The sequence below is a fragment of the Amycolatopsis acidiphila genome, from assembly GCF_021391495.1.
Lineage (GTDB): Bacteria > Actinomycetota > Actinomycetes > Mycobacteriales > Pseudonocardiaceae > Amycolatopsis_E > Amycolatopsis_E acidiphila.
In genome coordinates this window covers 2598828-2624453 of record NZ_CP090063.1, presented here as the reverse complement: position 1 = coordinate 2624453, position 25626 = coordinate 2598828, and the positions used below count along the sequence as shown (strand labels likewise).

The window sequence follows — 25626 nt, the reverse complement described above, 5'->3', positions numbered from 1 at the left end:
GATCTTCCTTGATCTGGAGAAGGGCAGAGCCCGAACCTGCTTGTTGGTTCAACGCTAATATTGTTGGACCAAAAAAGTCAACGCCCGATCGCCGTCAGCGCCGCTGCCACCGCGGCTCGCGCTTCTCCCGGAACGCCCGCACTCCCTCGCCGAGATCCTCGGTGGTGAACGCCAATGCGAGCTGCGCCTGCAGGTGGTCCAGCGCCTCCGGCAGGCCGAGGTCGCGGGTGGCGTTGATGGCGTCCTTGCCCAGTCTCATCAGCAGCGGTGACTTGGCCGCCACCCGGTGCGCCCAGGCCCGCACGGTCGCGTCGAACTCGTCGTCGGGCACGACCTGGTTGACGATGCCGAGCTCCCGCGCCTGCGCAGCGGTGATCCTGTCCCCCAGCATCATCAGCTCGTTGGCCTTCATCCGGTCGACGTTGCGGTAGATCAGCGCCGAGATCATGAACGGGAACGCGCCGACGTTGATCTCCGGGCAGCCGAAGTGCGCCGATTCCTTGGCCAGCACCAGATCGCACGCGAGCGCGAGCCCGAACGCACCGGCGAGCACGTCGCCGCCCGCCGCGCAGAGCACCGGTTTCCCGAGTGCGCCGATCAGCTTGAACAGCCGCGGAAACCGGTCCAGCCCGGCGTATTTGACGATGGGCGGCCGGTCGTCGGCGAACGCCCTGAGATTGCCGCCGGAGGAGAACACGCGCTCGTGGGACGAGCCGAGCACGACCACCCGGACCTCGTCGTCCAGCCGCGCCTGCTCCAGCGCGGCCAGCAGCTCGTCGAGCAACTCGTCGCCCAGGGCGTTGCGGGTCGCGGGATCGTCGAGCGTGACGAACGCGGCGCCGTGCTCGTCGACCTCGTAGCGGACGAACTTCTCAGTCATGCAGCAGGACCACCTTTCCGAAGCCGCCGCCCTGTTCCAGGTGGCGATGTGCGGCCGCCGCCTCGGCCAGCGGGAACGTCCGGTCGAGCACCGGCGGCGCGATCGGGTGCTCGCCGAGCAGGCGCAGCAGGCCGGCGAAGTCCTGCGGGCCGCCCATCGTCGTGCCGAGCAAGCTGTACTGTCCGAAGTAGAATCGCCGGACGTCGATCGGCGCGTGCTCGGCCGCGTTCGCGCCGAGCACGACCAGCCGCCCGCCGGGTCGCAACGCCGTCAGCGCCTCCGCCCACGTGCCGGCCGAATCGAGCACGACGTCGAAACCCCGTCCACCGGGCGACAGCTTCTTCGCGGCCTGCTCCCAGCCGGTTTCGGTGTAGAGCACGCCGTCTTTCGCGCCGAGCGCCTGTGCCTGCTCGATCTTCGCTCGCGAGGACGAGGTCACCACGGCGGAGGCGCCGATCCCGCAGGCGAAGGTCACCGCCGTCGTCGCGATGCCGCCACCCGCGCCGAGCACCAGCAGCGACTCCCCCGCCCGCAGCCGCGCACGGGTGAACAGCGCGCGGTAGGTGGTCAGCCCGACCAGCGGCAGCGCCGCCGCCTGCGCCCAGCTGTAGCCCGCCGGGCGCGGCGCGAGGCACTCGGCGGGCACCCGCACCAGCTCCGCGTAGGTGCCGGGCCGGTGGTCGCCGAGGATCTCCCAGTTCCGCGCCGGGGCCGACTCGTCGGCACCCCACCACAGGGAGGGCACGATCACGACCTCCTCACCGGTGTCGGCGCGGATGCCCGCACCGTCCGCGCCGGGCACGTGGGGCAGCGGCGAGCCGTACTGTCCGCGGCGGACCAGCACGTCGTGCCAGTTCAGCGCGGCGGCCTTGAGCCGCACGGTGACCCAGCCCGGCTCGGCGACCGGATCGGGCACCTCCCCCGGCCGCAGCACGTCGGCCGCCCCGAACTCCCGCAGCACCACTGCCCGCACTCGCCCACCTCCGTTGGTTCAACTATTGGACCATAATTCGAGTCCGCTCCCGATTCAAGGGGCAGCGCGGGGATCAGAAGGTGGAGTCGCCGATCGTCAGCCGGAGGTACTGCGAGATGGCCTCGGCACGGTTGTCCACGCACAGCTTGCGCAGGATCCGCTTGACGTGGGACTTCACCGTGCCCTCGGCGATGACCAGCTCGTCGGCGATCCGGTTGTTCGTCGCGCCGGTGGCCATCAGGGCGAGCACTTCGAGCTCACGGCTGGTGAGCAGCGATTCGAGCGTCGCCGAGGAGCGCGCCGGGGTCCGCGCGGGACGCAGTGCCGCCTGGGCCTGGTCGGCGAGGTCGATCTCGGCGTCCGCCAGGTCCGCCAGCACGGTCTCGACCGTCCGCATCGCCTCGCGGACCTGCTCACGTTGCTCCCGGAGGCGGCGCAGCAGCACCGCCCGCTCGAAGATCCGGCCGAACGCGTCGGCGAAGGCGCCGAGGATGTCCCGGTCCAGGGTCGTGGCCGGACGCGACTCGTGGTCCGCGTGCAGGAACCCGATGACCCGGCCGGTGGGCATGAGCGGGGCGGCGACGTAGGAGTTCGCCCGGGACGCCTGCAGCAGCGGCTGGTGGACGCGGGGGTCGTGGCGTGGGTCGGCGACCAGCGCGGGCTCGCGCCTGCGGACCATCTCCGTCTCCAGGACGAGGGTGTCGAGCCGGATCTCGGGTAGCGTCCGGATCCATTCGCGGAACGCTCGTTCAGGGTCCCGGTTGCTCACGGCGAAGCTCTTCCACGGCCGCCACAGCGACCCCTCGACGCGGGAGAGCATGACCCGGTCGAACCCGCACGACTCGACCACGGCCTCGCAGGCACGGGCGAGCAGCTCGTCCGGGTCGGAGACCTTGCGCAGCCGGGCGAGCCCCGCTTCCAGCGCGTCCCGCCTGCGCAGCCGTTCGCCGCCGAGCCACTCCCGGATTTCCGCCCGCAGCGCGTAGGTCTCGGCCAGCAGGAGGGCTGTCTCGGTGGGCCGGTCGGCCTCCGGCAGGTGGTCGCGGAGCACGCCGACGAGGACCGCGAGCGGCCCGTCGAACCCGGCCGGGTCGTCGGCCGCGGGCGCGACGACATCCGCGAGCGGGCCCGTCAGCGCGACCGCCTCGCGCAGCAGCGCCCGGCCGCGCACGGCCAGCCCGGCTTCCCTGTGCATCCGTCCACAATAACGATCGTTCACGCCGATGTGCTAGGTTTGCCCGGTGGACAGGGACCGCAAGATCCTGGACACGGCCGCCGCGGTGTTCTATGAGAAGGGGTTCCACGGGGTCGGTGTCGACGAGCTGGGCAAGCGCGCGGGGCTGAGCGGGCCCGCGCTGTACCGGCACTTCTCCGGTAAGGACGAGATCCTGGCCGCCTTGTTCAACGAGGCGCTGGACGAGCTGCTGAGCGCGACGGCGCCGGTGCACGAGGACGCGGCGAAGGACCTCGAGCGGCTGATCCGCCACCACGTCGGGTTCGCGGTCGGGCACCGGCACCTGGTGAACATCTACCAGCGCGAGGACCGGTCCCTGGTGGACCCGTGGAAGCGCCAGTTCGACCGGCGGCGCCGGCAGTACATCGCCCGCTGGGAGGCGGCGGTGACCCGTTGCTTCCCGGACACCCGCCAGGACGAGATCGCCGCCGGGACGCAGGCGTGCCTCGGCGTGATCTTCTCGATCGCCTACTGGCCGGCGAAGCTCGCCCAGACCCCCGCGCTGGCCGACCTGGTGGCCGGCTTCGCGAGCGAGGGCCTGGCGACGCTGCGCCGCTGACGCCCTCGGCCGCACCCCTTCACGGCGGTCAGCGGCGCCGCACGCAGGATCTCGCGGCTCACTGCTCCGCGAGCTTGGCCGTGACGTCGTCCCGCAGGACGTGCTTGCGCACCTTGCCGGTCGCGGTGAGCGGCAGCCGGTCGAGCAGTTCCAGCCGCTCGGGCAGCTTCGGCGTCGCGACGTCCCGTCCGCGCAGGTATCCGGTCAGGTCCGCCAGCCGCGGCCGCGTGCCCGGCGCCGGCACGACGTAGGCGCAGACCCGCTCGCCCAGCCGGTCGTCCGGCATCCCGACGACGGCGACCTGCTCGACCATCGGATGCTCGACGAGCAGGTCCTCCAGCTCCCGGGCGCTGATGTTCAACCCGCCCCTGATGACGATGTCCTTGAGCCGCCCGGTGACGCGGACGTAGCCGTCGGCGTCCATCACGCCGAGGTCGCCGGAGCGCGAGTGGCCGTCCGGGGTGAACAGCGCCGCGGTCTGCTCGGGGTCGCCGTAGTACTGCAGCATGTGGCTCGGGCCGCGGTAGGCGATGTCGCCCTCGGTGCCACGCGGGACCTCTTCGCCGGCCTCGTCGACGATCTTCACGGAGGCGCCCGCGATCGCGGCGCCGTCCGAGGTCGCGGAGCGCCCCGGCGGGTCGTCGACCGTGCACATGGTGGTCAGGAAGTTCTCCGAGCGGCCGTACAGGCTCAGCACCCGGCAGCCGGCGAACTGCTCGCTCGCGCGGCGCACGATCGAGCCCGGGACCGGCGAGCCCGCGCACACCCACAGCCGCAGGCTGCTCGCGTCGTGCCGGTCGGGGTCGTAGGCGGCGGTGAGCATCTGCAGGAACGGTGTGGCGGTCACCGCGGCTGTGCAGCCGTGCTCCGCGATGCGCTGCAGGCCTTCCCCGGGTTCCCAGGCCTCCATGAGGTGGGAGGACGCGCCGGTGAGCAGCGGCAGGATGACGCTGGTGACGAGCCCGGTGCTGTGCGTGATGGGCGATGGTCCGAACTGGACGTCGTGCTCGGTGTAGTGGACGCTGCGGGCGATCGCGGCAGCGCTCGCGCAAACGGTGTTGAACGTGTGCAGGCAGCCCTTGGGGCGGGCCGTGGTGCCGGAGGTGTAGACGATGAGGAACTCGTCGTCCGGCGAAGGCGGCGCTTCGAGGCCGGTTCCCGGTGCGTCCATCAGCTCGTCCAGGGTGACGGCGCCGTCGCCGCGGACGACCACCAGCGCCTCCAGGTCCGGCAGGTCCGCGCGCAGGCCGTCGAACATGCCGAGGTGCCCGAAGCCCCTGAAGTCCTCGCAGGTGATCGCGACCTTCGCACCGGCGTGCTGCAGGACGTAGCCGACCTCGGCCGCGCGGTAGATCGGCATGATCGGCACGAGCACGGCGCCGAGCCTGCTGACCGCGAAGGCGATGACGGCGAACTCGGTCCAGTTCGGCAGCTGCACCGCGACCCGGTCGCCGCGCCGCACGCCCAGCCGGCGCAGCCCCGCCGCCAGCCGCGTCCCCTGCTCCCGGAAGGCGGCGTAGGTCCGCGCGGACGTCCCGTCCGAGACGAAGACCTTGTCGCCGTGGGACGCGGCCCTTGCCTCGGCGAGCTCCGCGAGCCCGTCGGCCTGCCAGTACCCGGCCTGGTAGTAGGCCCGGGAGTCCGCCTCGTCGTAGCGCTCCCGCACGGTCACCGTTGACATGTGCTCGCCTCCACTGAAGTGGATGATTGGGTCCGACTTTAGAATTGTTGGACCAAAGTTGCAAGCACGAGTTCGGCGAACCCGGGACGGAAGGCGACGGCGCGGGAAGACTCCCCGGTCAGGGGGAGACGACCGGGAAGTAGGTCAGCACCTCGCCGGTGCGGGGCTGGAAGTATCCGGCCAGTTCGAGGCCCCGCCACATCCCGGACCAGACCCCGGTCGCCTCGTCGCGGACCACGGTGGGCGACTGCCACGCGCCGGTCCCGGCCTCGCGCACCTCCTCGTCCGACCACTCGGGCGGGAAATAGGTGTAGTTGACCAGGAACGGCTTCCGCCCGTCGTCCGCCTGCTGCTCGAAGACGCGCGCGACCGCCAGCGGGTAGTCCGCGGGCCGGGCCAGCGCCGGCTGCCCGGCCGTGCCGACCAGGAACGAGCGCAACCCGTTGAGCACGGGCCAGAACACCGACTGGGGCAGCACCTTGCGCGGCCACACCCCGTACCGGCTCTCCAGGACGACGACGTCGTTGACGAAGTCGACCAGGCAGCCGTTGCCGACCAGCGTCCGCTCCTCGCCGCGGCACTGCTGCAGCGCGGCGCCCAGCTGGTCGAGCACGGAGATGTTGGGCTGGGCGTCGGTGTAGAGCCAGGCCGCGAGCGGGAGGTACTCCTGCGGCACCATCACCCGCAGCCTGCGCTGCTCGTCGAACGCGAGCGACACCGATTCGCCGATATCGAACATGGAACTCATCTCGTGGCTCAGGACGGCGCGCCGCCGTGGTCCGCGCCGCCCGGGTTCCACACCGGGGTGTACGGCGTGGGCCGGGGCGGGCTCATGTCGTTGCCGTCCGGATAGAAGGTGGCCGGCTGCAGCGGCGGGTTGGCTGTCGGGGCGCCCGGCGGGTAGTACGGGTTGGCGTAGCCCGCGACGTTGACCGTGCTGCCCGCGTTCGGATGGTTGCCGGCTCCGCTGCCGTGGTCCGCACCACCGGGGTTGTAGATCGGCGTGTACGGGATCTGCCCCTGCCCGTGCCAGGTGTAGCTCTGCGGGTTCCCATGTGCGTCCGGCCGTGCCCCGGCCACCGGCGCGACGGGGCCGTTGGGGCGGCCCCCGTTCCACGCCTGGTCCCCGATGTTCTGCACGGCTCCCGGATTCAGCCCCTGCGGGAACATCGTGCTCATCGGCTTCCCGGCGTTGCCGCCGTGCGGGTCGGTCATCGTCGGGCGGGGCAGGTCGTAGACCCCGTTGGGATGCGGGAACGAGCCGAACGGCCCCGGGCCGGGCGCCGGGCCGACGCCGGTCGGGCCCACCGGCCCGTGCACGACGGGCGGGTTGCCGCCGGTCACCCCGGCGCCGTGCCAGCTGGGCCTCGCCCCGGCCGGGGCGGTGTTGTGCGGGACCGTGCCCGGCGGCAGGTCGTTGTGCAGCACGTGGCCGCCGCTGAACCCCCACGGGTTCGGCGGCCGGCCCGGCCGGTTCGGCCTCGGCGGCTTGAGGTTGCCGAAGATCACGTGGTCGTTCGCGGACTGCGAGACGTTCGTCGGGCCGTACGGCGGCTGGTACGGCTTCCCCGGCGAGGGGGTGTTGTCGTCGATGGACCGGGAACCGCCGCCGCCCGCGCTGCTCGGGCTGGTCTTGCCGCCGAGATTGACGAAGTTGTTCGCCTGCGGCAGCGACGTCGGCTTGCCCGGGGTCGCGGGCTTCGCGGACTTGATCTTCTTCAGGGCGTCCGACGCGCCGCCGAACACCTTGCCCGCCTTGCCCAGCAGCTCCGAGAGCGTCTTGATGGCGGTGGTGAGGCGCTTGACGAGACCGGCGATCTGGGTGGCCGTCTTCGCGACCAGGCTCACCACCTGCGGCACGACCCAGGTCAGCCCGATGCCCAGCGTCGCGATCACCTGCAGGGCCCAGGAGATCATGTGCGCCACGACCTTGGCGATCGTGTCCCGCACCAGCTGGCGCACCGCGGCGACCACCTGGCCCGCGGTCTGCGCGCCGCTGGCGGTGCCCGCGCTCGCCTCGCTCGCCGCGCCGAGCAACGCGGTCAGGTCGGCGGCCTGCCTGCGGTAGGAGTCGGCCGCGGGGCCCGCCCAGCTCTGGACGTCGGCGTCGACCTGGCTCGTCAGGTCCTGGCCGATGGTCCCGAGCTCCTGCGCGATGTTCTGCCAGGTCTGCGAGTGCGCGGTGATCTGGTCCGGGTCCCCGGCCAGCTTGTCCAGCGCCTCCTTCAGCGGCCCGACGTGCTCCATCAGCCAGCCGACACCCGCCGCGAGGATCGACCCGAACGGGTCCGCCACCATCGAGAGCGCGTCCATCGCGGTTCCGGCCGCGCCCATCACCGCCGAGGCCCAGTCACCGCTTTCGATGCCGGCCCGGACGCTCTGGGCGTCCTCGAGCAGCGGAACTCCACTGGTCGCGGTCGTCGTGCTGACGGGCGCTGCCACCAACGGATTGGTCAAGACCTGTCCCCTCCTAGTCGACCAGCCGATGATAACGGCTCTCCCACCCTGGCCGGCCGCGGTCCTGCGAGGTAACGCTCCGGGGCGGCGGCGCGGGCTGCCCTTCCGCGACGACCGAGTCAGCCCCTCGGCCAGAACCGGAGTTTCTCGGGGTTGCGGACCGCCCAGATGTGCTTGATCCGGTCGCCCGCGAGGTCGAACGCCATCACCATCACGATGACCCCGTCCTGCTGAGCCACCAGGCCGGGCTGGCCGTTGACGGTGCGCTCCTGGACGGCCAGGCCGGTCACCTTGCCGGCGAGCTCGACCAGGTAGCGCGCGATCGCCTCGCCGCCGTCGATGGGGTGGAGCGCGGCGCTCACCAGGCCGCCGCCGTCACCGGTCGCGGTCGCGCCGGGGTCCAGGAGGCCGATGAGGGCGTTGACATCCTTGGCTTCCCAGGCCCGCTTGAACTCCCGGACGATGTCGGCCCGGCGGGCGGTGGGAGTCACCGGAGCCTGCGACGCGCGGATGCGGCGGCGGGCCGAGGAGGCGAGCTGACGGCAGGCCGCCGGGGTGCGGCCGACGATCTCGGCCACTTCCGCGAAGGAGTAGCGGAAGACGTCGTGCAGGACGAACGCGACGCGCTCGGCCGGGGTCATCGCTTCGAGCACGACGAGGAACGCCATGTTGACCGACTCGTCGAGAGTGACCCGGTCGGCCGGGTCGGCGGCGCCGCCCGCCCGCCCGTGGCTCCACTCCGCACTGTCCGGCAGCGGCTCGGGAATCCATTCGCCCACATAGCGTTCCCGGCGGACCCGCGCCGAGCGGAGCAGGTCCAGGCAGACGCGGCTGGCCACCTTCGTCAGCCACGCACCGGGGACTTCGACGGCTTCCCGTCGTGCCGGCGACATGGCGTACCAGCGGGCGTACGTGTCCTGCACGACATCCTCGGCGTCGGCCAGCGAACCGAGGAGCCGGTACGCGAGGTTGGTCAGCTGCCGCCGCTCGCTCATGATCGCGCTCAGGCCCGGGTCGGATGGCGTGCTCATGGTGTTCCCCTCCCTCGCGACTGCCCTCACGAGTACGACGAGACAGCACCCCGGATTGTGAGCCGGGGCGAGGCGTACGGCTCCACGTGCTACGACAGCTTCGGCAATGTTCACCGCTCCAGGCTGGAGATCGAGGGCGACGTGCTTCGCTGGACCGGCGAGCGCACGCGGTGCACCGTGACGATGACCGCCGCCGGCTTTTGCGGTTCTCGCAAAGAACTTTGTCGACCGGTGGCAGGGACAGCAAGATGGGCACATGGACGCACAGTTCTGGGACGGGATGTACGGCAGCCGCGAGCAGGTGTTCAGTGGCAACCCCAACGGCGTGCTCGTCGCCGAGGCCGGCGAACTGGCGCCGGGCCAGGCGCTCGACGTGGGCTGCGGTGAAGGCGCCGACGCGCTCTGGCTGGCCCGGCGCGGCTGGCAGGTCACCGCGGTCGACATCTCCCGGACCGCCCTGCAGCGCGCCGCCGCCGCGGCCACGGACTGCGCCGGCCGGGTGGCCTGGACGTGTGCCGACCTGAGCGTCGCACCACCTCCGGCCGGCGCGTTCGACCTCGTCTCCGTCCAGTACTTCCCGCTTCGGCGCCGGCCGGACCACGTCGCGCTGCGCGGACTGCTGTCCGCCGTCGCACCCGGGGGCACCCTGCTCGTCGCCGGCCACGACCCCGCCGACCTGTCCCCACACGACGACCACGGCTTCGACCCCGGCGACTACTACCACCCCGGCGACGTCGCCGAGCTCCTGGATCACGACTGGACCGTGCTGGTCAACGAAACCCGCCCCCGGACAGCTCCCCCGCCCGAGGGCACGCAGCACACCAACGACACGGTCCTGCGAGCCGTCCGCGGCCACCGCCCGGCTGCCGGGAACTCCGCGGGCCCGGCGGACGACTGGATGGGGTGAGCGGGATCTGAAGGGAGCGCGATGTCCATCGGCGAACGCGAAGCACTCCTCACCGGGGTCCACCACAGGCCGCGCGGGCACGGGATGACCTCGTGATCCCCGGGACGGGACTGCGCTGGATCGTCACGGTCGTCTTCGCCGCGGTCGGCGTCTTCTGCCTGTACCGGTGCGTGCGCCACGGTCCCCCGATGCGCCGGACCTGCGATGTGCTGCACGTGCTGATGTGCGCGGGGATGGTCGCCATGGCGTGGCCCGCGGCGATGGGCGTCGCGCGGGTGCCGCAGGTGCTGTTGTTCGCCGCCGCGGCGGCGTGGTTCGTCGGGATGCTGGTGCTCGGGACCGAGGGCCACGGCTCGCACGGGCGGCTGTCGCTGGGCCACCACGCGCTGATGATGGGCGGCATGGCGTGGACGCTGCTGGCGATGCCGATGGCGATGGCGGGCATGACGATGAGCACGGACACGCCGCCGCATGTGGTGATCGTCGCCGTGGTGCTGACGGCGGTGTTCGTGCTGGCGGGCGTCGGCCGGCTCGCCCGCGCGATCGACGCCGGCCGTGGGGAGGGCAGGCTCCGGCTGCGCACCGCGGGTCTGGCGGTGGATGGCGTGATGAGTCTCGGCATGGCCCTGATGACGGCCCTGCTGATCTGAGCTACCGGATCTCGATCGTCGTGGCGACCGTCGTCTCGTCGAGGTCCGAGGTGCGCACGGTGAGGGCGAGCTGCCACGAGCCCGCTGCCGGGATCTGCACCGCCGCCGCCGTGTAGTCGCCGGTTCCGGTGCGCCGCAAGGGGATCTCCAGCGGACCGATGCCGCGAGCGGGCAGCGTGAGCTTCGCGTGGAACTCGGGGACGTCCCGGGGCCGGCCCGCACTGTCCTCAATGGACAGGCCGACCGTGTTCGGCCCGCCGGCAGCAGGGTTGACGTCCACCTCCACCCGGCCCGCGCCACCGGGGCCGCCGGTGTCGTAGCCGACCTCACGGTGCACGGGGCCCGGTGGCGCCGCGGTCGCGGTGCGGCCTGGTTCCGCTTCGACCAGCAGTGCGGTCACCGAGAGCACCACGACCGCGAGTCCGGCCTCGGCGAGCACACTGCGGCGCAGCGCGCGCGGGTTCGTCCCGCTACGGCGGCGTACCCAGCGCCGCGACAGCGCGGCCGCGGCCAGCAGGCACCCGACGAGCAGCACCTTGATCAGGAGCAGTCGCCCGTAGCCGGTGCTCAGCCAGGCGCTCCAGGTGCCCAGTTGGCGCCAGGCCTGGTAGCTGCCGGTGCCGACCAGCACGAGGACCGAACCGGCTGCGATGGGGGAGAATCGCCGGGCAGCCGTGACCAGCGCCGGTCCGTCCGCGATGGGGCGGACCAGGGTGAGCAGCAGCGCGGCGAGCCCGCCGAGCCACAGGCCCATCGCGACGAGGTGGGCGACATCGGCGGGAAGCGCGATCGCGGGCTGCAGTCCGACTGCCGCGTGGTCGGCGGCCGACCAGGTCACCGCGAGCCCGATCGCCAGGACCGCGCCCGCGCCGCCGAACGTCCAGCGCCACCCGCGCCAGGCGGTCGCCGATGCCGAAGACAGCAACGTCAGGTAGACGCCTGCCAGGCAGAGCACCAGCAACCGTGCCTGCAGCGCGACACCGAGCCTGCTGCCCAGCACCTGCTGGACGAGATCGGCGTCGAACGCGTGCCCGGCGCCCAACCCGTAGCCGTAGGGCCCCTGCAGGATCAGGCATCCGAGGGCCCCGGCGATCGAGCCGGCCCAGCCGGTGAACATGACCAGCCGCATCGCGCGGGAGCGCTGGGCCGAGGGCAGGCAGGCCAGGACGAAGCCGACCGAGCCGACGAGGACGGCGAACGCGGCGAAGGCCAGGCCGCGCGCGATCGCGTACAGCACGCTCACCGTGGTGTTCGCTTGTGCGGACGCCGCCGACGCCGGCCCGTGGCTGGGCGAGGCGTGCCCGACCGAGAACGTGAACGCCCCGGACACCGGATGCGAGTCGGCGGAGATCACCCGCCAGGACACGGTGTAGGTGCCTTGCTGCCGCCCGTCGCGCAGGCCGACCCCGACCGTACTGGCGGGACCGAGGTGCGTGGCCTGCCCGGCGTCCACCTCGGTGCCGTCGGGGCCGAACACCCGCACCCCGTCGGCGGCGACCTGGACCGATTCGCTGAACGTCAGGGAGATCTGGGCAGGCGCGGTGGGCAGCACCACGCCCTGCGCGGGGTCGGTCGAGTCGAGAGCGGCGTGCGCGGAGGCGGCGCCGGACCCGGCGAACAGCACGAGCCACCCGCTCGCCAGCACGAGCAGCGTCGCGCGCAGTGCCCGCCGGCCGGGCGCCGCGGTCATTCCGCGCCGGCGCCGTTCGTGCCGGGGCGGGAGCGCAGTCGCGTGAAGACACTGAGGGCGAGTGCGAGCGCGGCCAGCACGATCGCGATGACGCCCAGCACCGTGCCGGTCGAGGACCCGGAGCCCGAGCCGGTGCTCGAAGCGGCCGGGCTGACCGCGGCGCTGGTGGTGGCGTCCGCCTTCGGGGTCAGCTTGAGCACGGGCGCCGGGTGCTCGGCTTCCGGCCCGCCCGGCGTCGTGGTGTCGATCCAGCGCACGACCTCGCCGTTGTCGTAGGTCTGCAGCGCCTTGAACACCAGCTGGTCGGTGTCGGCAGGCAGCGGGCCCATCGAGACGTCGAACTCCTCGAACGAGCCCGGCGGGATCTTCCCGCCGGTCCACACGATCTTCGACACCGCCTCGGTGAGCTGCCCGTCGTCGGTGGTGATCGGCTTGGCGAGCGGTGTCTTCTCGACCTTCGCCGTCCACCCCGGGACCGCGCGGGTGGAGACCGAGGCGAGCGGGTGCTCGGCCGGGAAGTCGATCTCCAGCTGGGTCGTCGAGGCGTTGTCGCGCTCGGTGGGCACCCGGAAGGAAACCTTCGCGTAGCCGCCTTGTTGCGCGGTGTTCGGGTTGGCCGTGACGTGGGCCGAGGCGACGCCGGTGAGGCTCAGCAGCGCGGCCGCACCGGCCGCGCCGAGGACGGCGAGGCTGCGCAGGGTTCTGGACAAGACAGCACACTCCAATGGGGACGGTCGGACAGGGTCTTCGTGGTTCAGGCGGCGCGGTGGCGGCTGGCGGGGCGATGCCGGCGCCGGGGCCCCGGCAGGGGCTCGTCCGCCGCCTCGCCGGGATCGGTACCCGGTGCGGTGCGGTGTTGTGGGGTGAGGGCGTCCCCGGTGCCCGGCCGCCCGTCGTCGCGGTACTGCCGGCGCACCACGAACAGCAGCGCGAGCCCGAGCAGCACGAACACGTGGGAGGCCAGCCGGCCGGGGGTGACCGCGTGCCCGAGCAGGTCGCCGACCGAGAACGCGACCAGTGCCAGCACGAAGCCGGTCAGCACGGGAAGCTGGCCGGCGGCCGCCCGCGGCCGCAGCGCCGCCCACAGCAACCCGATCCCGACCGCGAGGTTCCACGCGGTGCTTTCGTGGCTCAGATGCCCCGTCATGAACGCGGCGGGCATGGCACCCATCCCGGTCGCCGCGCCGAACAGCTGCGCGCCCGACAACGTGAGCTGGGCCAGCGCCACCAGGCCGAGCCCGATCCGGGCCGGCCACCGTTCGCCGGTGGGCGCGGGGATCCGGTCCAGGACCACCTCGGTGAGATCGGGCACCACGGGGGCGGCGCGCACGGTCATCCAGCGGCGCAGGTCCTGCGCGGCGGAGTACCACGCCCGGCAGTCCGCACAGGTCTCGAGGTGCCGGTCGAGCACGTCGGGGTCCAGCGGTTCCTGCTCACCATCGATCCGCGCGGACAACGCGTCCCGGAAAATCTCGCATCGCACACCCTGCTAGTCGTCCATGGGGCGCGGAAGTTCCCGGCGGGGGTGTATTAGCCTCCTGCGCTGTGCCGGGAAAGCGCGAGGACGACGACCGGGTGACCGAACTGGCGATCGCCGCGGGCCGCGGGGACCGCCGGGCGCTCGCCGACTGGGTGCGGGCGACGCAGGCGGACGTGTGGCGGCTGCTCGCGCACCTGGCCGACGCCGACCGCGCCGACGACCTCACCCAGGAAACGTATCTGCGCGCCTTCACCAGCCTGCCCCGCTTCGCGGGCCGCTCGTCCTCGCGGACCTGGCTGCTCTCGATCGCGCGCCGGGTGCTGGTCGACCACATCCGCGCGGCCGGGGCGCGCCCGCGCATCGCCGCGCACACGGAGTGGGAGCCGATCGAAGGCCGCCGCAGCGGCGCGGGGTTCGAGGACGTCGTCGAGCTCAAGCTGCTGCTCGACGGCCTGGAGCCGGAGCGGCGCGAGATCCTGGTGCTGACCCAGATCCTGGGACTGTCCTATCAGGAGGCAGCCCAGGTGTGCGACTGTCCGATCGGGACCGTCCGGTCCCGGATCGCGCGTGCCCGGGACGACCTCCTCAACGCCGCGAGGCTGCGCGACGACGACGCGCTGTGACTTCGGTCGTCCCGGCGCCGCGGAACCTCGCGAGCCGGAGGCTGTTCGACACCACCAGGACACTCGACAGCGCCATCGCCGCCCCGGCGATCATCGGGTTGAGCAGGCCGCACGCGGCGAGCGGGAGCGCGGCGAGGTTGTAGGCGAAGGCCCAGAAGAGGTTCGCCTTGATCGTGGCGAGCGTCCGGCGGGACAGCTGGATCGCGTCCACGGCGGCGAGCAGGTCGCCGCGCACCAGGGTGAGGTCCCCCGCCTCCATCGCCACGTCCGTCCCGGTCCCCATCGACAGGCCGAGATCCGCGGTCGCCAGCGCGGCCGCGTCGTTGACCCCGTCCCCGACCATCGCGACGACGGCGCCTCGCGCGCGCAGCTTCTCGATGACCGCCACCTTGCCTTCGGGCGAGACGCCGGCGACGACGTCCCGGATCCCGACGTCGCGGGCGATCGAGCAGGCCACCGCCTCGTTGTCACCGGTCAGCAGCACCGGCCGCAGCCCGAGCACGCGCAGCTGCCGCACCACCGCCGCGGAGGTGGGCTTCACGGTGTCCGCGACCACGAGCACGGCACGCACGATCCCGTCCCAGCCCGCGACCACGGCCGTGCAGCCCGCCTCTTCGGCCTGCTGCTTCGCCCGCAGCAACGACGCCGGCGTCCGGAAACCGGTCAGCAGGTCCAGCTTTCCCGCGACGACCGCGCACCCCTCGACCACGCCCTGCACGCCCGACCCGGCGACCGTGCGGAACTCGTGCACGGGAGGCAGCTCGCCGAGCTGTTTCGTCGCGGCGGCGGCGATGCAGCCCGCGACCGGGTGCTCCGAGGCCGCTTCGACCGCGCCGACGAGCCACAGCACGTCGTCCACCGGGACGCCGCTTCCGGTGTGCACGGTCACCAGGCTCGGCCTGCCGGTGGTCACCGTGCCGGTCTTGTCCAGCACGATCGTGTCGACGCGGCGGGTGGACTCGAGCACCTCCGGTCCCTTGACGACGACCCCGAGCTGCGCGGCGCGCCCGGTCCCGACGAGCAGCGCGGTCGGCGTGGCCAGGCCGAGCGCGCAGGGGCAGGCGATGATCAGCACCGCGACGGCCGCGGTGACCGCGGCGTCCCCGCCCGCGCCCGAGGCCAGCCAGAACCCGAGTGTGGCGAGCGCGAGCACCAGGACCACGGGGACGAACACGCCGGCCACGCGGTCGGCGAGGCGCTGGGCGGCGGCCTTGCCGTTCTGGGCCCGCTCCACCATCGCGCCGATCCGCGCCAGCCGGGTGTCGGCGCCGACCCTGATGGCCCGCACGACGAGCCGGCCGCTGAGCGCGATGGTCGCCCCGGTGACCTCGTCGCCCGCGGCCACCTCGACCGGCATCGACTCGCCGGTCAGCGCGCTCAGGTCCATCGCCGAGTCGCCCTCGACGACCACGCCGTCGGTCGCGATCTTCTCGCCCGGCCGCGTCACGAACAGGTCCCCAGCGCGCAACCGTTCGACGGGGACCCGGTGCTCGCGCCCGTCCCGCAGCATCGTCACCGTCTTCGCGCCCAGGTCGAGCAGTGCCCGCAGGGCCGCCCCCGCGCGGCGCCGGGAGCGGGACTCGAAGTAGCGGCCGGCCAGGATGAACACCGTGACCCCGGCGGCGACCTCGAGGTAGATGCCGTCGTGGTCGAACGGCTTCGAGGTGAGGGAGAACTCGTGCCGGATGCCCGGCACCCCGGCGTTGCCCAGGAACAGCGAGTACAGCGACCACAGGAACGCGGCGCTCACGCCCATCGAGACGAGCGTGTCCATCGTCCCGGTGCCGTGGCGCAGGTTGGTCCACGCGGCCAGGTGGATCGGCCAGGCTCCCCACACGGCGACCGGCGCGGCCAGGGTCAGCGACAGCCATTGCCACTGCACGAACTGCAGCGGCGGCAGCATGCCCAGCGCGATCACGGGCACCGCGAGCGCCGCCGAGACGAGCAACCGCTGCCGCTGCGGGTCGGCGGTCCCGGCCGGGGACGCCGGTTCGGGCTCAGCGGCCGGCCGCGGCGGCTCGGCCGTGTAGCCGGCGGCCTCGACCGCCCGGACGACGTCCTCGACCGGCATCCCGTCGGGCAGCACGACGTGCGCCTTCCCGGTCGCGTAGTTGACCGTCGCCTCGACCCCGTCGATCTTGTTGAGCTTGCGCTCGATCCGTGCCGCGCACGCGCCGCAGGTCATGCCGCCGATCAGCAGCTCCGTCCCGGCCACCGGGCCGGGCCGCACGCCGGCCTGGGTCATCGCACGAGCTCGTAGCCCGCCGTCCGCACCGCGGCCTCGACCTGCCCGGCGTCGAGCGTCCCCGCGCTGGCGACCCGGACACTCCCCCGCCCGAGGTCGACCTCGACCGTGCGGACCCCGGGCAGCTCACCCAGCTCCTCCCGCACCGAGGCGGCGCAGTGCTCGCAGGTCATGCCCGAAACCGCGAAAGTCTGCCGAGTCATCGTCGTCCTCCGTCGTGACGGTGTCGTGGCGAGGAGGTGTCCTCGTCGTCATCGAGGTCGTCGGTCGGCGGCGGAAAGTTCCGGGTGCCGTGCTGCCGGTTCCGCAGTGGCGGCCCGCGACCGCCCGAACCGTCGCAGGCGCAGGCTGTTGGACACCACGAACAGGGACGAGCACGCCATCGCGGCACTCGCGATCAGCGGGTTCAGCAGGCCCGCCGCCGCGAGCGGGAGCGCGGCGACGTTGTACCCGAAGGCCCAGCGGAGGTTGCCGCGGATGGTCGTCAACGTGGCCCGCGCGAGCCGCACCGCGGCCGGCACCACCGCGAGGTCCGAGCGCATCAGGATCAGGTCGGCGGCGCCGACCGCGACGTCGGTGCCGGTGACCAGCGCCAGGCCGAGGTCGGCACCGGCCAGCGCCGGGCCGTCGTTGATCCCGTCGCCGACCATGGCCACCGTGCGCCCCTCGGCTCGCAGCCGCCGGATCACGTCCGCCTTGCCCGCGGGCAGCACCTCCGCGATCACCTCCCCGGCGCCGACCTCCGCGGCGACCGCGCGGGCGGTCACCGCGTTGTCGCCGGTCAGCACCACCGTGCGCAGGCCGAGCGCGTGCAGTTCGCGGACCGCGTCACGCGCGCTCGGGCGCACGGTGTCGGACAGCGCGAGGACGGCCACGACCTCGGTGCCGATCGCCACGGCGACCGTCGTGTGCCCCCGCGCCTCCCAGCCGGAGCGGGCCTGTTCGAGCGCCGCCGGCACCGCCAGCCCCTCCGCCCGCATGAGCCGCACGGTGCCCACCGTGACGTCGCGGCCGCCGACCCGGCCACGCACACCCAGTCCGGACAGGGTCCGGAAGTCCTCGACCCCGGCCACGCCGCCCAGCTCGCGCCGCGCGAGGTCGACGACAGCGCGGGCCACGCTGTGCTCGGACGCGTTCTCGACCGCGCCGGCGCAGGCCAGCACGGTGGCCCTGGCGACGCCCTCGGCCACCTGCACGCCCGCGACCGACATCCGCCCGGTGGTGAGCGTGCCGGTCTTGTCCAGCACGATCGTGTCGATCGCCCGCGCGGACTCCAGCGCCTGGTGCCCCTTGATGAACACGCCGAGCTGCGCACCGCGGCCGGAGGCGACCAGCAGCGCGGTGGGGGTCGCCAGGCCCAGTGCACAGGGGCAGGCGATGATCAGCACCGCCAGCCCGCAGCTGACCGCCTTCTCCGCCGGCGCGCCGCCCAGCAACCAGCCGGCGAGCGTCAGCGCTGCCAGCGCGATCACGATCGGCACGAACACCGTGGCGATCCGGTCGGCCAGCCGCTGCACCGCCGCCTTGTCGCTCTGGGCCCGTTCGACCAGCCGCACCAGCTGGGCCAGCTGGGTGGCGGCGCCGACCTTCTCGGCACGCACGACCACCCGGCCGCCGAGCGCGACGGTCCCGCCCACCACGGCGTCCCCGGCCGTCACCTCCACCGGCGCCGACTCCCCGGTCATCGCGCTCGTGTCCACCGCGCAGGCCCCCGACAGCACCACGCCGTCGGTCGCGACCGTGTCGCCGGGCCGGACCACGAAACGGTCACCGGTCCGCAGCTCCCGCACCGGGACCCGGCGCTCGGCGCCGTCCTCGCCGAGCACGGTGACCTCACGGGCGCCCATGTCGGCCAGTGCGCGCAGCGCGGTACCGGCCGTGTGCTTCGCTCGCGCCTCGAACATCCGGCCGGCGAGCACGAAGATCGTCACGCCCGCCGCCACATCGAGGTACATCGACCCACCCGGCTGCAGCACCAGGCCCCACACCCCGTCGGCGCGGCCGCTGCCGCTCTGCCCGAACATCGTGTACACCGACCAGCCGGTGGCGGCGATGATGCTCAGCGACACCAGCGTGTCCATCGAACTGGCCCCGTGCCGGGCGGCCTCGGCGGCCTTGCGGTGGAACGGCCACGCGCACCAGGTGACAACCGGCACGATCAGCGCGAGCAGCACCCACTGCCAGCCGGGAAAGCGCAGCGACGGGACGAGGGCGAGCGTGATCGACAGGTCCGCCAGCGGAACGCCGGCCAGCAACGCGACCACGAGGCGGCGCCACAGTACGCGGACGCGGCCCTGCCCGTCGTCGTACTCGCCGTCCTCGACCAGCTTCGCCGTGTAGCCCGCGCCCTCGACCTGGGAGATCAGCCGCTCCACCGCGACCGGCCCGGACACGGTGGCCCGCTCGGTGGCGTAGTTCACGGTGGCGACGACGCCGTCGAGCTTGTTCAGCTTGCGCTCGACCCGTGCGGCGCACGCCGCGCACGTCATTCCGCCGATCGCCAGTTCGAGCGAACCCGTCGAACCGGGCGGGAACGTATCGGGCATTGATGAACCAACTTCTCTCCGGCACCCATTTCGGGACGGCGTCGCGGATTTTCCGGGGACGGTGCCTCGGACTCCATTATCCCGCAGTGCCACACTGGGAATCCTGAGCACCCCGGCGAATTCGAGCGAGGACCGTTGACCGTCCCACCAGCCCTGTCCTGGCACACCGCCCTGACGGTGTGGGACATGCCGGTCGCCGCCGCCGTCGTGATCGCGGTCGCGGCCGCCGGGTACCTGGCCGGCATCCTGCGGGTGCGGGACTGGCGGCTGCGGGAGGCCGTGTGGTTCTACTTGGGACTGTTGCTGGGCACGGTCGCGGCCGGTGGCAGCGTGAACGCCTACAGCACCGTGCTGTTCACCGTCCACATGGCACAACACCTGCTCCTCATCATGGTGGTACCGGCCCTGCTGCTCCTGGGCCGCCCGCTGGAACTGCTGCGCCGGGCGAGCGGGGACCGGTTCCGCCGCACGGCCGCGCGGGCCCGCCGTAGCCGCGCTGCCGGACTGCTGACGCATCCGGTGTTCGCCTTCGTCTACTACGCGGCCGTGGTGGTCGGCACCCACCTCACGCCGTTCCAGCAGACCGCCGCGACACATCCGGTGGTGCACGGCGTCGAGGAGTTGCTCTACCTCAGCAGCGGTTACCTCTTCCTGCTGCCGATCCTCGGCACGGAGCCGTTCGGGCGGCGGCTGCCGCAGCTGCTTCGCCTGGTGGTACTGCTCGTCGGGATGGTGGTCGACACCGTCGTGGGCCTCACGCTGCTGATGACCTCGCAGCCGCCGTTCCCGGCCTACGTCTCGCCCGGCCGCGGGTGGGGCCCGGGCCCGGTCGACGATCTGCACTGGGGCGGCGCCATGATGTGGGTCGGCGGAGACCTGCTGATGGCGGGCGTGGCGGTGATCGTCATCACCGTATGGGTCGGCTCGTCCTCCGGCGCCGGGGATCTCGGGGCGTGGCTGGAGTCGGCGCGGCGCTCGGCGGTGACGGGCCGGACCGACACGCTCGATCCCGGCGTGGATCTCGACGAGGACGAGGAAGCGCTGCGCGCGTACAACGCCATGCTGAACCGCTTGCACGGCGGGGAGAACGGGCAGCAGCACCGACCGGCGAAATGACCGGCGGCCGTCGGGCCCGACCGGCGCCGCGAAGTCAGGGCTTGTTCAGGTAGCTCTCATGGGCGGTGAGTGCCCCTCGATGGACGGCGCTGCGCGACGACTCCCGGCACGACGATCCTCGGATCGGCATCGAGCACAACGGCCCGCCGCGGGAGCCCTTGTCCGGCGACCCGCCACAGATCGTCCACAAGACGACCACCGTCGCGGCCGGACTTCCCGGGCTCGACTGCGGGCAGTACGACATGATGGCCGTCGGCCTCGTGGCGAGTGACGAGCGCAAGAAGAGCGTGGCCTTCACCGAGCCGATCTTCTGGGGCCAGAACGTCATCGTCGTCCCGCCGGGCTCGACCCACGTCGGCAAGATCTTCGAGGAACACCCCGGCGTGCTGAAGGTCGCGCTCACCTCCGCGCAGGACCGGCCGGGCGCCGAGGCGATCGACAAGAACCTCACCAAGTCGCCGACGCCTACAACAAGGAGCTGACCGGCCTGGCAACGACGGGACCAGATCGAGAAGCAGAAGACCGGCAAGTAGCCCGTCTCCGTCCGATGTGGACTGTCAGGCCGATCAGGCCGACGGGCGCGGCGCGGCGGTGTCGCCGTACTCGTCGTGCCAGTTCCACCACTCGTACGGCGGCGTCTGCGGGTAGCCCTCGGGCGAGTCCTCCCAGTCCTCCTGCCGTCCGAGCGCGGTGAGGTCGAGGTAGCTCCACGTGCCGCCGAGCGCTTCGTCGCCGCGGTTGTTGAGGAAGTAGGTGCGGAACACCCGGTCGCCGTCGCGGATGAAGGCGTTGGTGCCGTGCCATTCGTCCACCCCGAAGTCGGTGTCGAACCCGTCGAGCATGGTGTACCAGGGCATCGCCCAGCCCATCCGCGCCTTCAGCCGCTCGATGTCGGGCTGCGGCGCACGCGAGGCGAACACCAGCGTGGTGTCCCGGGCGTTCAGGTGCGCGACGTGGGCGACCTGGTCGGCGATCATCGAACAGCCGTGGCAGGCGTTGCCGGGCCAGCTGGACAGGCCGGGATCGAAGAACGCGCGGTAGACGATCAGCTGGCGGCGGCCGTCGAACAGGTCGAGCAGGCTCGCCTCGCCGCGCGGGCCTTCGAACCGGTACGGCTTGTCGACCGGCAGCCACGGCATCCGCCGGCGCCGGGCGGCCAGCGCGTCCCGGGCCCGGGTCAGCTCCTTCTCCTCGACCAGCAGCCGCTGACGCGCAGCCTCCCAGTCCTCGGCCGAGACGATCGGTGGTGTTTGCATGGTCAGCTCCTCTGCGCGAGGGCGTGCTCCTCGGCGGGCACGCGCGCGATGTCGCGGCCGCTCGGGAGTCCCTGCCCGGTGGTGATCAGGTTCTTCAGGCTGGTGCCGACGAAGAAGCTCCACGCCGTGGCACAGACGTCGAAGCATTCGTACGCGGGCACCAGGCCCTGCTGGGTGAAGCGGACCTCCGTCCGGCCGTCCCGCCCGCCGATGTCGAAGATCATCGTGTTGCCGACCCACTCCGTCTCGTCGCGGGTGAAGTCGAATTCGTTGTCCAGCACGAGCCAGGCAACCTTGCGGCCGGGAACGGCCTCGGTCACCCGGATCGTGCAGCGGTGCTTGCCCGCGAAGTCGTAGACGAACTCGTCGCCGGGCTCGGCGGTGGGCCCGTCGATGCACTCGGACCACCACGCGCGGACCTTCCCGATGGCGTCGAAGGCTTCCCGCGTGGTGCGGTCCACCAGGATGGTCGTGCTGAAGCTGTGCTCGGTCATGATCTCTCCTCCGGTTCATCGGTCGAGGTGGTCCCGCAGCGCGTCGAGCGGGCTGTCCCAGTCCCGGGCCAGCGCGGCCAGGAACTGTTGTGCGACTTGCATGGGGGCCGAACGGAGCCGGTAGCGCACGCGCCGGCGCTCCCCCGGCTCGGCTGTCACGAGTCCTGCTTCGGCGAGCAGGGCCAGGTGCTTGGCGATCGCCTGGCGGGTGATGGGCAGGCGCGCGGCCAGGTCGGTGGCCGTGGCGGGGCCGCCCGACGCGAGCGCGGCCAGGATCGTGCGCCGGCTCGGGTCGGCGAGGGCGACGAAGACCTGCTCGGCGATCGCCTCGACGTCAGGCCGCATCGAGGTATTCGGCGAGCTCGCCCAGTTCGCGCGCCCAGCCGCCGACGTTGCCCTTGAACGCCGCGTTGTGCTCGTCGCCCGGCAACTGGGCGAACCCGGTCTCGACGACCGTCAGCCGGGTGCCCTCGCCTGCCGGTTCGAGGGTGAACTCCACGTACGTGCGGCGCGGGTCGTCGTCGGGCAGGCCGTAGATCCGCCACGTGAAGCCGAACACCGAGGGCTCCTCCACCCGTTCGACGCGCATGTCCTGCTCGTGGCCGTCGGTCCAGGTCATCCGGGCCGAGCCGCCCGGGCGCAGGTCGATCGTCGCCTCGTTGCCGAACCACGTGCCGAGCCCCTCGGCCGTGGTGAGCGCGGCCCACACCTTCGTGGGCGGGTGCGCGAGCTCGACCACCCGCTCGATCCGATCGGGGAATCCCATGACCCTCCTCCTTCGAGTAGCAACCCTTCGGTTGCCACAGTATGGCAACTGACGAGTTGCGTCAATGGGCGGACGCGAGGGGATCGGCGACCGGATGGCTGCCGTGGACACCAGGGCGCTCGCGGGACGTCCAGACGCGCGGGCCGGAGTGCCGATCAGCAGAGCGTGTGATGTGGCGGTGGGCCGCCCAGCTCGTACCGGCGGGAAAGCGGTGCGCTGCGGTCGATATCGGTGACGCCGAGATACGCACCGGCCCGGGAAGGACATCAGGTCTGCCCGTGCGTGCAGTGCGGCGATCACTGCTGTCGGCCGTACGATGTTGGTCGAACACGAGTCGAGGAGGTTCTCGTGCCCGAGCCGGCCACCCAGCGCGGCAGGAGCCTGACGCACACCGACCCGGCCGACGTGACGTTGCAGGACGCGCTCAGCGCGGTGGCCGATCCGGTGCGCCGCTCGATCCTGCGGGAGGTGGCGGCCGAACCGGACTTCACCCGCGCCTGCGGCACCTTCGACCTCCCGGTTTCGAAGGCGACCGCGAGCCACCACTTCGCCGTGCTTCGCGCGGCCGGGCTGCTCGAGCAGGTCGACCGCGGCACCCGGCGGTACAACAGGCTCCGGCGCGAGGAGTTCGACGTGTGTTTCCCGGGGCTGCTGGCGCTCGTGCTCGGCGAAGCCGACTGACGCCGGGATCGCCCACGCCGTAACGCGAGGACGTGAGCCGCGATACACGGGCATCGTCACCTGATCGTGGGAGTCCGTTATGGCTGGTTCGTTCCTTGATCGTGCTTCTCGTCGTGCCGCGGGGCTGGCTCCGGCCGGTCTGGTGCAGCTGGCGATCCGGGTACGGGAGGTCGTGGCGCCGCAGCCCTGGCCCTGGGACGAAGCCGCCGTCCGCCTGCACCAGCTGGAAAAACGCGGCCGCGGACCACTGCCCTACCCGCCGTACATCTACGGGCTGATCACCGCCGCCCGCACCGCCCGCGCGATCGGCGCCGACGCGTTCACCGCCCTGGAATTCGGCGTCGCCGGCGGCAACGGACTACGCGCACTCGAGGACTACGCCGAGTTGATCTCCCGCTGGTACGACATCCGCGTCGCCGTCGTCGGCCTCGACTCCGGCACCGGACTCCTGCCGCCCACCGACCCCCGCGACTGCGGCCACGCCCTGCACGCCGGCGCCTTCCCCATGAACCAGCAAGCGCTGGCCCCGAAACTGCGCACCGCGCAACTCATCCTCGGCGACGTCACCGAAACCACCGCACCCCTCATGGCCCGCATCGACTCCGGCGACCTACCACCACTCGGGTTCATCTCCCACGACCTCGACGTCTACACCGGCACCCACGCCGCCCTCGACGCCATCACCGCACTCGCCCCCGACCGCGCACTCCCCCGCGTCCCCATGTACTTCGACGACCTCACCGGCTACCCCTACACCACCGAAACCGGCGAACGCGCCGCCATCACCGCCTTCAACACCAAACACGACACCCGCCGCATCGGCCAACTCGAAAACCTCGAAAAAACCCTCGGCGGCAGCGCCCGCATCGCCCCCTGGCCCCGCCACATGTTCATCCTCCACACCTTCAACCACCCGAACTACAACGCGGCGGAGCAGATGGCCGACCTCCCCGACCTGTCCCTGAAGGACTGAGGCGCCCACCCCCCGCCGTGGGCGCGGCGGGGGGTGTGAAAGCGCTTTCTCCCTTGCCTGGCCACGGACGTAGCGGCAGGCTCCCGAGGGCGCCACTCGTCCTCTTCCTCCCCGGATCTGACCCTGAAGGACTGGGGCGAACCCCCACGCCCGTGCGCGGCGAAGGCGTGAAAGCGCCTTCTCGACTGCCCGGCCACGACGTAGCGGCAGGGCTCCCGAGGGCGCCGCTCGTCATCTTCCTCGCCGGGCTGTTCCCGAAGGTCTGAGGCGAACCCCGAACGTCCACGCCCCTGCCGCAGCAGGGGCGTGGAAGCGCCTTCTCCGTCCCGCGCACCGTCCAAACCAGACTTCCCCTGCGCTCAGCAGGGCACTATCGTCGCTAGCCGACCAGGTGCCAGTCGTACTCGACCTCGTAGCGGGCGCCGTGCTCCTGGATCTGCACCTTCTGCGGCGTACCGATACCGGGCTGGCGCGTGATGGCGGCCGGGTCTGCGACGGTCAGTGTCAGGGGCACGGGCGTGAACGCCTCGTTGTCGAGCCCTTCCTTGATCGCCTTGACCACGTCGTCGTACACGCCGACCGCGATCGCGCCGACGGCCGCTCCCACCGCGGTGCCGATGCCTGGGACCACGCTGCCCAGCGCGGCACCCGCGAGCGCGCCCCCGGCGACTCCCGCCGCCGTCACCGCGGCCAGCTTGACCTCCTTGCCCACCGCGGCCTCGAGCTTGTCGAAGGACTCCTTGACGTCCCCGCTGTCCTCTTCGATCAGCATGAGCGTCGTTGTGAAGGTCCGCGGCCAGTCGCTCTGCCGGCGCAGGTCGAACTCGAGCAGGACGTGCGGGTTCTCGCGCCAGCCGTCGCGCACGCGGTCGTCGGACACGTCCCCGACGATCTGCGACGTGATCGTCTCCGCCACCGGCCGCCGGTCCGGCCCGACGGTGACGGCGGCCGAATCCATCCCGGTGCCACTGACCCACACCTCGTCGCTCGCCCCCTGCAGGCCCGAGTCGGTGGACTCGTGCTCGTAGAAGTAGAGGAGCCGGAACTGGAGCCGTGCGGGAAGGGGCGCCGGATGAAGAAGAAGCATTCGTGGACCTTCTGGTCCGTCCCGGCGTAGGCGACGTGCTCCACGTTCTCCGGGGTGGTGTACCAGGACGTCGGCGACGTCCCCGGCGCCACCGGAACACCGCCCTCACTCGGCGTGTTGAAGAACCAGCAGTTCTCCCCGCCGATCCGGTAAAAGCACTCGTGCACCTTCTGATCCGTACCCACGTAAGCGATGTGCTGCACGTTTTCCGGCGTGGTGTACCACGACGTCAATGAGGCTCCCGGCGCGACCGGAACCGCGCCCTCACTCGGCGTGTTGAAGAACCACCGGTTGTCC

General features: G+C 72.2%; 26 protein-coding genes. 8 read left to right on the top strand and 18 right to left on the bottom strand.

Features of this window, described 5'->3' with window-relative positions:
• Nucleotides 1-94 precede the first annotated feature (94 nt).
• The 3 genes from LWP59_RS12750 to LWP59_RS12740 form a co-directional block, all read right to left on the bottom strand.
• The gene (locus tag LWP59_RS12750) at nt 95-880 is read right to left on the bottom strand and encodes an enoyl-CoA hydratase/isomerase family protein (RefSeq protein ID WP_144633281.1); all 786 of its coding nucleotides are present in this window, start codon (nt 878-880) and stop codon (nt 95-97) included.
• Nucleotides 873-1853 carry a zinc-binding dehydrogenase gene (locus LWP59_RS12745; RefSeq protein ID WP_144633278.1) on the bottom strand — a complete coding sequence of 327 codons (981 nt, stop codon included), beginning with the start codon at nt 1851-1853 and terminating at the stop codon, nt 873-875. Before LWP59_RS12745 ends, LWP59_RS12750 begins: the two co-directional genes overlap by 8 nt.
• 73 nt (nt 1854-1926) lie before the next feature.
• A complete protein-coding gene (locus LWP59_RS12740; RefSeq protein ID WP_144633275.1) occupies nt 1927-3048 on the bottom strand; it encodes a LuxR C-terminal-related transcriptional regulator in 1122 nt (373 codons plus the stop codon).
• Between the two features lie 46 nt (nt 3049-3094).
• Between LWP59_RS12740 and LWP59_RS12735 the strand changes: the two genes are divergently transcribed.
• The gene (locus LWP59_RS12735) at nt 3095-3646 is read left to right on the top strand and encodes a TetR/AcrR family transcriptional regulator (RefSeq protein ID WP_144633272.1); all 552 of its coding nucleotides are present in this window, start codon (nt 3095-3097) and stop codon (nt 3644-3646) included.
• 58 nt (nt 3647-3704) lie between these two features.
• On the opposite strand, the gene LWP59_RS12730 is transcribed toward LWP59_RS12735, so the two are convergent.
• The 4 genes from LWP59_RS12730 to sigJ all read right to left on the bottom strand — a co-directional run bounded on the left by LWP59_RS12730 (nt 3705) and on the right by sigJ (nt 8815).
• Nucleotides 3705-5327 (bottom strand): AMP-binding protein, encoded by a 1623-nt coding sequence (locus tag LWP59_RS12730; protein ID WP_144633268.1) that lies wholly within the window; start codon nt 5325-5327, stop codon nt 3705-3707.
• A 118-nt stretch (nt 5328-5445) separates the two neighbouring features.
• Complete coding sequence (locus LWP59_RS12725) at nt 5446-6066, bottom strand: EndoU domain-containing protein (protein ID WP_144633263.1); 621 nt, start codon at nt 6064-6066, stop codon at nt 5446-5448.
• Between the two features lie 17 nt (nt 6067-6083).
• A complete protein-coding gene (locus LWP59_RS12720; RefSeq protein ID WP_144633260.1) occupies nt 6084-7784 on the bottom strand; it encodes a WXG100 family type VII secretion target in 1701 nt (566 codons plus the stop codon).
• A 119-nt stretch (nt 7785-7903) separates the two neighbouring features.
• Nucleotides 7904-8815, bottom strand: a complete 912-nt coding sequence (gene sigJ, locus LWP59_RS12715; protein ID WP_144633257.1) for an RNA polymerase sigma factor SigJ — start codon at nt 8813-8815, stop codon at nt 7904-7906.
• 256 nt (nt 8816-9071) lie between these two features.
• Between sigJ and LWP59_RS12710 the strand changes: the two genes are divergently transcribed.
• A complete protein-coding gene (locus LWP59_RS12710) occupies nt 9072-9722 on the top strand; it encodes a class I SAM-dependent methyltransferase (RefSeq protein WP_144633254.1) in 651 nt (216 codons plus the stop codon).
• Nucleotides 9723-9814: 92 nt separating this feature from the next.
• Nucleotides 9815-10372: a DUF5134 domain-containing protein gene (locus LWP59_RS12705; RefSeq protein ID WP_144633251.1), complete on the top strand. Its 558-nt coding sequence runs from the start codon at nt 9815-9817 to the stop codon at nt 10370-10372.
• Nucleotide 10373: 1 nt separating this feature from the next.
• Here LWP59_RS12705 and LWP59_RS12700 read toward each other — a convergent pair whose 3' ends face one another.
• From LWP59_RS12700 to LWP59_RS12690, 3 genes are read right to left on the bottom strand one after another with little or no spacing between them, the layout of a single operon-like run.
• Nucleotides 10374-12062, bottom strand: coding sequence for a copper resistance CopC/CopD family protein (locus LWP59_RS12700; RefSeq protein WP_144633248.1), 1689 nt, complete (start codon nt 12060-12062; stop codon nt 10374-10376).
• Nucleotides 12059-12772, bottom strand: a complete 714-nt coding sequence (locus LWP59_RS12695) for a YcnI family copper-binding membrane protein (RefSeq protein ID WP_222425407.1) — start codon at nt 12770-12772, stop codon at nt 12059-12061. Before LWP59_RS12695 ends, LWP59_RS12700 begins: the two co-directional genes overlap by 4 nt.
• A gap of 44 nt (nt 12773-12816) precedes the next feature.
• Nucleotides 12817-13545, bottom strand: a complete 729-nt coding sequence (locus LWP59_RS12690; RefSeq protein ID WP_144633245.1) for a zf-HC2 domain-containing protein — start codon at nt 13543-13545, stop codon at nt 12817-12819.
• A 62-nt stretch (nt 13546-13607) separates the two neighbouring features.
• Here LWP59_RS12690 and LWP59_RS12685 point away from each other — a divergent pair, with 62 nt between their 5' ends.
• Entirely contained in the window at nt 13608-14165 is a 558-nt protein-coding gene (locus LWP59_RS12685; protein WP_144633242.1) for a sigma-70 family RNA polymerase sigma factor, read from the top strand.
• On the opposite strand, the gene LWP59_RS12680 is transcribed toward LWP59_RS12685, so the two are convergent.
• The 3 genes from LWP59_RS12680 to LWP59_RS12670 are packed head-to-tail and all read right to left on the bottom strand — an operon-like array spanning nt 14128 to nt 18956.
• Complete coding sequence (locus LWP59_RS12680; protein WP_144633239.1) at nt 14128-16410, bottom strand: heavy metal translocating P-type ATPase; 2283 nt, start codon at nt 16408-16410, stop codon at nt 14128-14130. The genes LWP59_RS12685 and LWP59_RS12680 overlap by 38 nt on opposite strands.
• The gene (locus LWP59_RS12675) at nt 16407-16613 is read right to left on the bottom strand and encodes a heavy-metal-associated domain-containing protein (RefSeq protein WP_144633237.1); all 207 of its coding nucleotides are present in this window, start codon (nt 16611-16613) and stop codon (nt 16407-16409) included. The genes LWP59_RS12680 and LWP59_RS12675 overlap by 4 nt, the downstream gene beginning before the upstream one ends.
• Nucleotides 16614-16661: 48 nt before the next feature.
• Entirely contained in the window at nt 16662-18956 is a 2295-nt protein-coding gene (locus LWP59_RS12670) for a heavy metal translocating P-type ATPase (RefSeq protein WP_144633233.1), read from the bottom strand.
• Between the two features lie 135 nt (nt 18957-19091).
• Between LWP59_RS12670 and LWP59_RS12665 the strand changes: the two genes are divergently transcribed.
• On the top strand, nt 19092-20072 hold the full coding sequence (locus tag LWP59_RS12665; RefSeq protein WP_144633230.1) for a cytochrome c oxidase assembly protein: 981 nt from the start codon (nt 19092-19094) through the stop codon (nt 20070-20072).
• 65 nt (nt 20073-20137) lie between these two features.
• Nucleotides 20138-20554: a transporter substrate-binding domain-containing protein gene (locus tag LWP59_RS12660; RefSeq protein ID WP_144633228.1), complete on the top strand. Its 417-nt coding sequence runs from the start codon at nt 20138-20140 to the stop codon at nt 20552-20554.
• 84 nt (nt 20555-20638) lie between these two features.
• On the opposite strand, the gene LWP59_RS12655 is transcribed toward LWP59_RS12660, so the two are convergent.
• The 4 genes from LWP59_RS12655 to LWP59_RS12640 are packed head-to-tail and all read right to left on the bottom strand — an operon-like array spanning nt 20639 to nt 22588.
• Entirely contained in the window at nt 20639-21328 is a 690-nt protein-coding gene (locus LWP59_RS12655) for a DUF899 domain-containing protein (RefSeq protein WP_144633225.1), read from the bottom strand.
• A gap of 2 nt (nt 21329-21330) precedes the next feature.
• Nucleotides 21331-21822, bottom strand: a complete 492-nt coding sequence (locus LWP59_RS12650; RefSeq protein WP_144633222.1) for an SRPBCC family protein — start codon at nt 21820-21822, stop codon at nt 21331-21333.
• 15 nt (nt 21823-21837) lie between these two features.
• A complete protein-coding gene (locus LWP59_RS12645) occupies nt 21838-22167 on the bottom strand; it encodes an ArsR/SmtB family transcription factor (RefSeq protein WP_144633219.1) in 330 nt (109 codons plus the stop codon).
• Nucleotides 22157-22588, bottom strand: coding sequence for an SRPBCC domain-containing protein (locus tag LWP59_RS12640; RefSeq protein WP_144633216.1), 432 nt, complete (start codon nt 22586-22588; stop codon nt 22157-22159). Before LWP59_RS12640 ends, LWP59_RS12645 begins: the two co-directional genes overlap by 11 nt.
• Before the next feature lie 348 nt (nt 22589-22936).
• Between LWP59_RS12640 and LWP59_RS12635 the strand changes: the two genes are divergently transcribed.
• Both LWP59_RS12635 and LWP59_RS12630 read left to right on the top strand, forming a co-directional pair.
• Nucleotides 22937-23269 carry an ArsR/SmtB family transcription factor gene (locus LWP59_RS12635; protein WP_144633214.1) on the top strand — a complete coding sequence of 111 codons (333 nt, stop codon included), beginning with the start codon at nt 22937-22939 and terminating at the stop codon, nt 23267-23269.
• 79 nt (nt 23270-23348) lie between these two features.
• Nucleotides 23349-24242: a hypothetical protein gene (locus tag LWP59_RS12630; RefSeq protein WP_186383042.1), complete on the top strand. Its 894-nt coding sequence runs from the start codon at nt 23349-23351 to the stop codon at nt 24240-24242.
• Nucleotides 24243-24621: 379 nt separating this feature from the next.
• On the opposite strand, the gene LWP59_RS12625 is transcribed toward LWP59_RS12630, so the two are convergent.
• Complete coding sequence (locus tag LWP59_RS12625; RefSeq protein WP_222425406.1) at nt 24622-25329, bottom strand: hypothetical protein; 708 nt, start codon at nt 25327-25329, stop codon at nt 24622-24624.
• Between the last annotated feature and the right edge of the window lie 297 nt (nt 25330-25626).

Bases quoted from the DNA above. Each gene is read 5' to 3' on its own strand.
- LWP59_RS12710 (WP_144633254.1), top strand. From the start codon at position 9,072: ATGGACGCACAGTTCTGGGACGGGATGTACGGCAGCCGCGAGCAGGTG.
- LWP59_RS12640 (WP_144633216.1), bottom strand. From the start codon at position 22,588: ATGGGATTCCCCGATCGGATCGAGCGGGTGGTCGAGCTCGCGCACCCG.
- LWP59_RS12700 (WP_144633248.1), bottom strand. From the start codon at position 12,062: ATGACCGCGGCGCCCGGCCGGCGGGCACTGCGCGCGACGCTGCTCGTG.
- LWP59_RS12740 (WP_144633275.1), bottom strand. From the start codon at position 3,048: ATGCACAGGGAAGCCGGGCTGGCCGTGCGCGGCCGGGCGCTGCTGCGC.
- LWP59_RS12625 (WP_222425406.1), bottom strand. From the start codon at position 25,329: ATGCTTCTTCTTCATCCGGCGCCCCTTCCCGCACGGCTCCAGTTCCGG.
- LWP59_RS12630 (WP_186383042.1), top strand. From the start codon at position 23,349: ATGGCTGGTTCGTTCCTTGATCGTGCTTCTCGTCGTGCCGCGGGGCTG.
- LWP59_RS12725 (WP_144633263.1), bottom strand. From the start codon at position 6,066: ATGTTCGATATCGGCGAATCGGTGTCGCTCGCGTTCGACGAGCAGCGC.
- LWP59_RS12730 (WP_144633268.1), bottom strand. From the start codon at position 5,327: ATGTCAACGGTGACCGTGCGGGAGCGCTACGACGAGGCGGACTCCCGG.
- LWP59_RS12680 (WP_144633239.1), bottom strand. From the start codon at position 16,410: ATGACCCAGGCCGGCGTGCGGCCCGGCCCGGTGGCCGGGACGGAGCTG.
- LWP59_RS12655 (WP_144633225.1), bottom strand. From the start codon at position 21,328: ATGCAAACACCACCGATCGTCTCGGCCGAGGACTGGGAGGCTGCGCGT.
- LWP59_RS12670 (WP_144633233.1), bottom strand. From the start codon at position 18,956: ATGCCCGATACGTTCCCGCCCGGTTCGACGGGTTCGCTCGAACTGGCG.
- sigJ (WP_144633257.1), bottom strand. From the start codon at position 8,815: ATGAGCACGCCATCCGACCCGGGCCTGAGCGCGATCATGAGCGAGCGG.
- LWP59_RS12645 (WP_144633219.1), bottom strand. From the start codon at position 22,167: ATGCGGCCTGACGTCGAGGCGATCGCCGAGCAGGTCTTCGTCGCCCTC.
- LWP59_RS12650 (WP_144633222.1), bottom strand. From the start codon at position 21,822: ATGACCGAGCACAGCTTCAGCACGACCATCCTGGTGGACCGCACCACG.
- LWP59_RS12675 (WP_144633237.1), bottom strand. From the start codon at position 16,613: ATGACTCGGCAGACTTTCGCGGTTTCGGGCATGACCTGCGAGCACTGC.
- LWP59_RS12750 (WP_144633281.1), bottom strand. From the start codon at position 880: ATGACTGAGAAGTTCGTCCGCTACGAGGTCGACGAGCACGGCGCCGCG.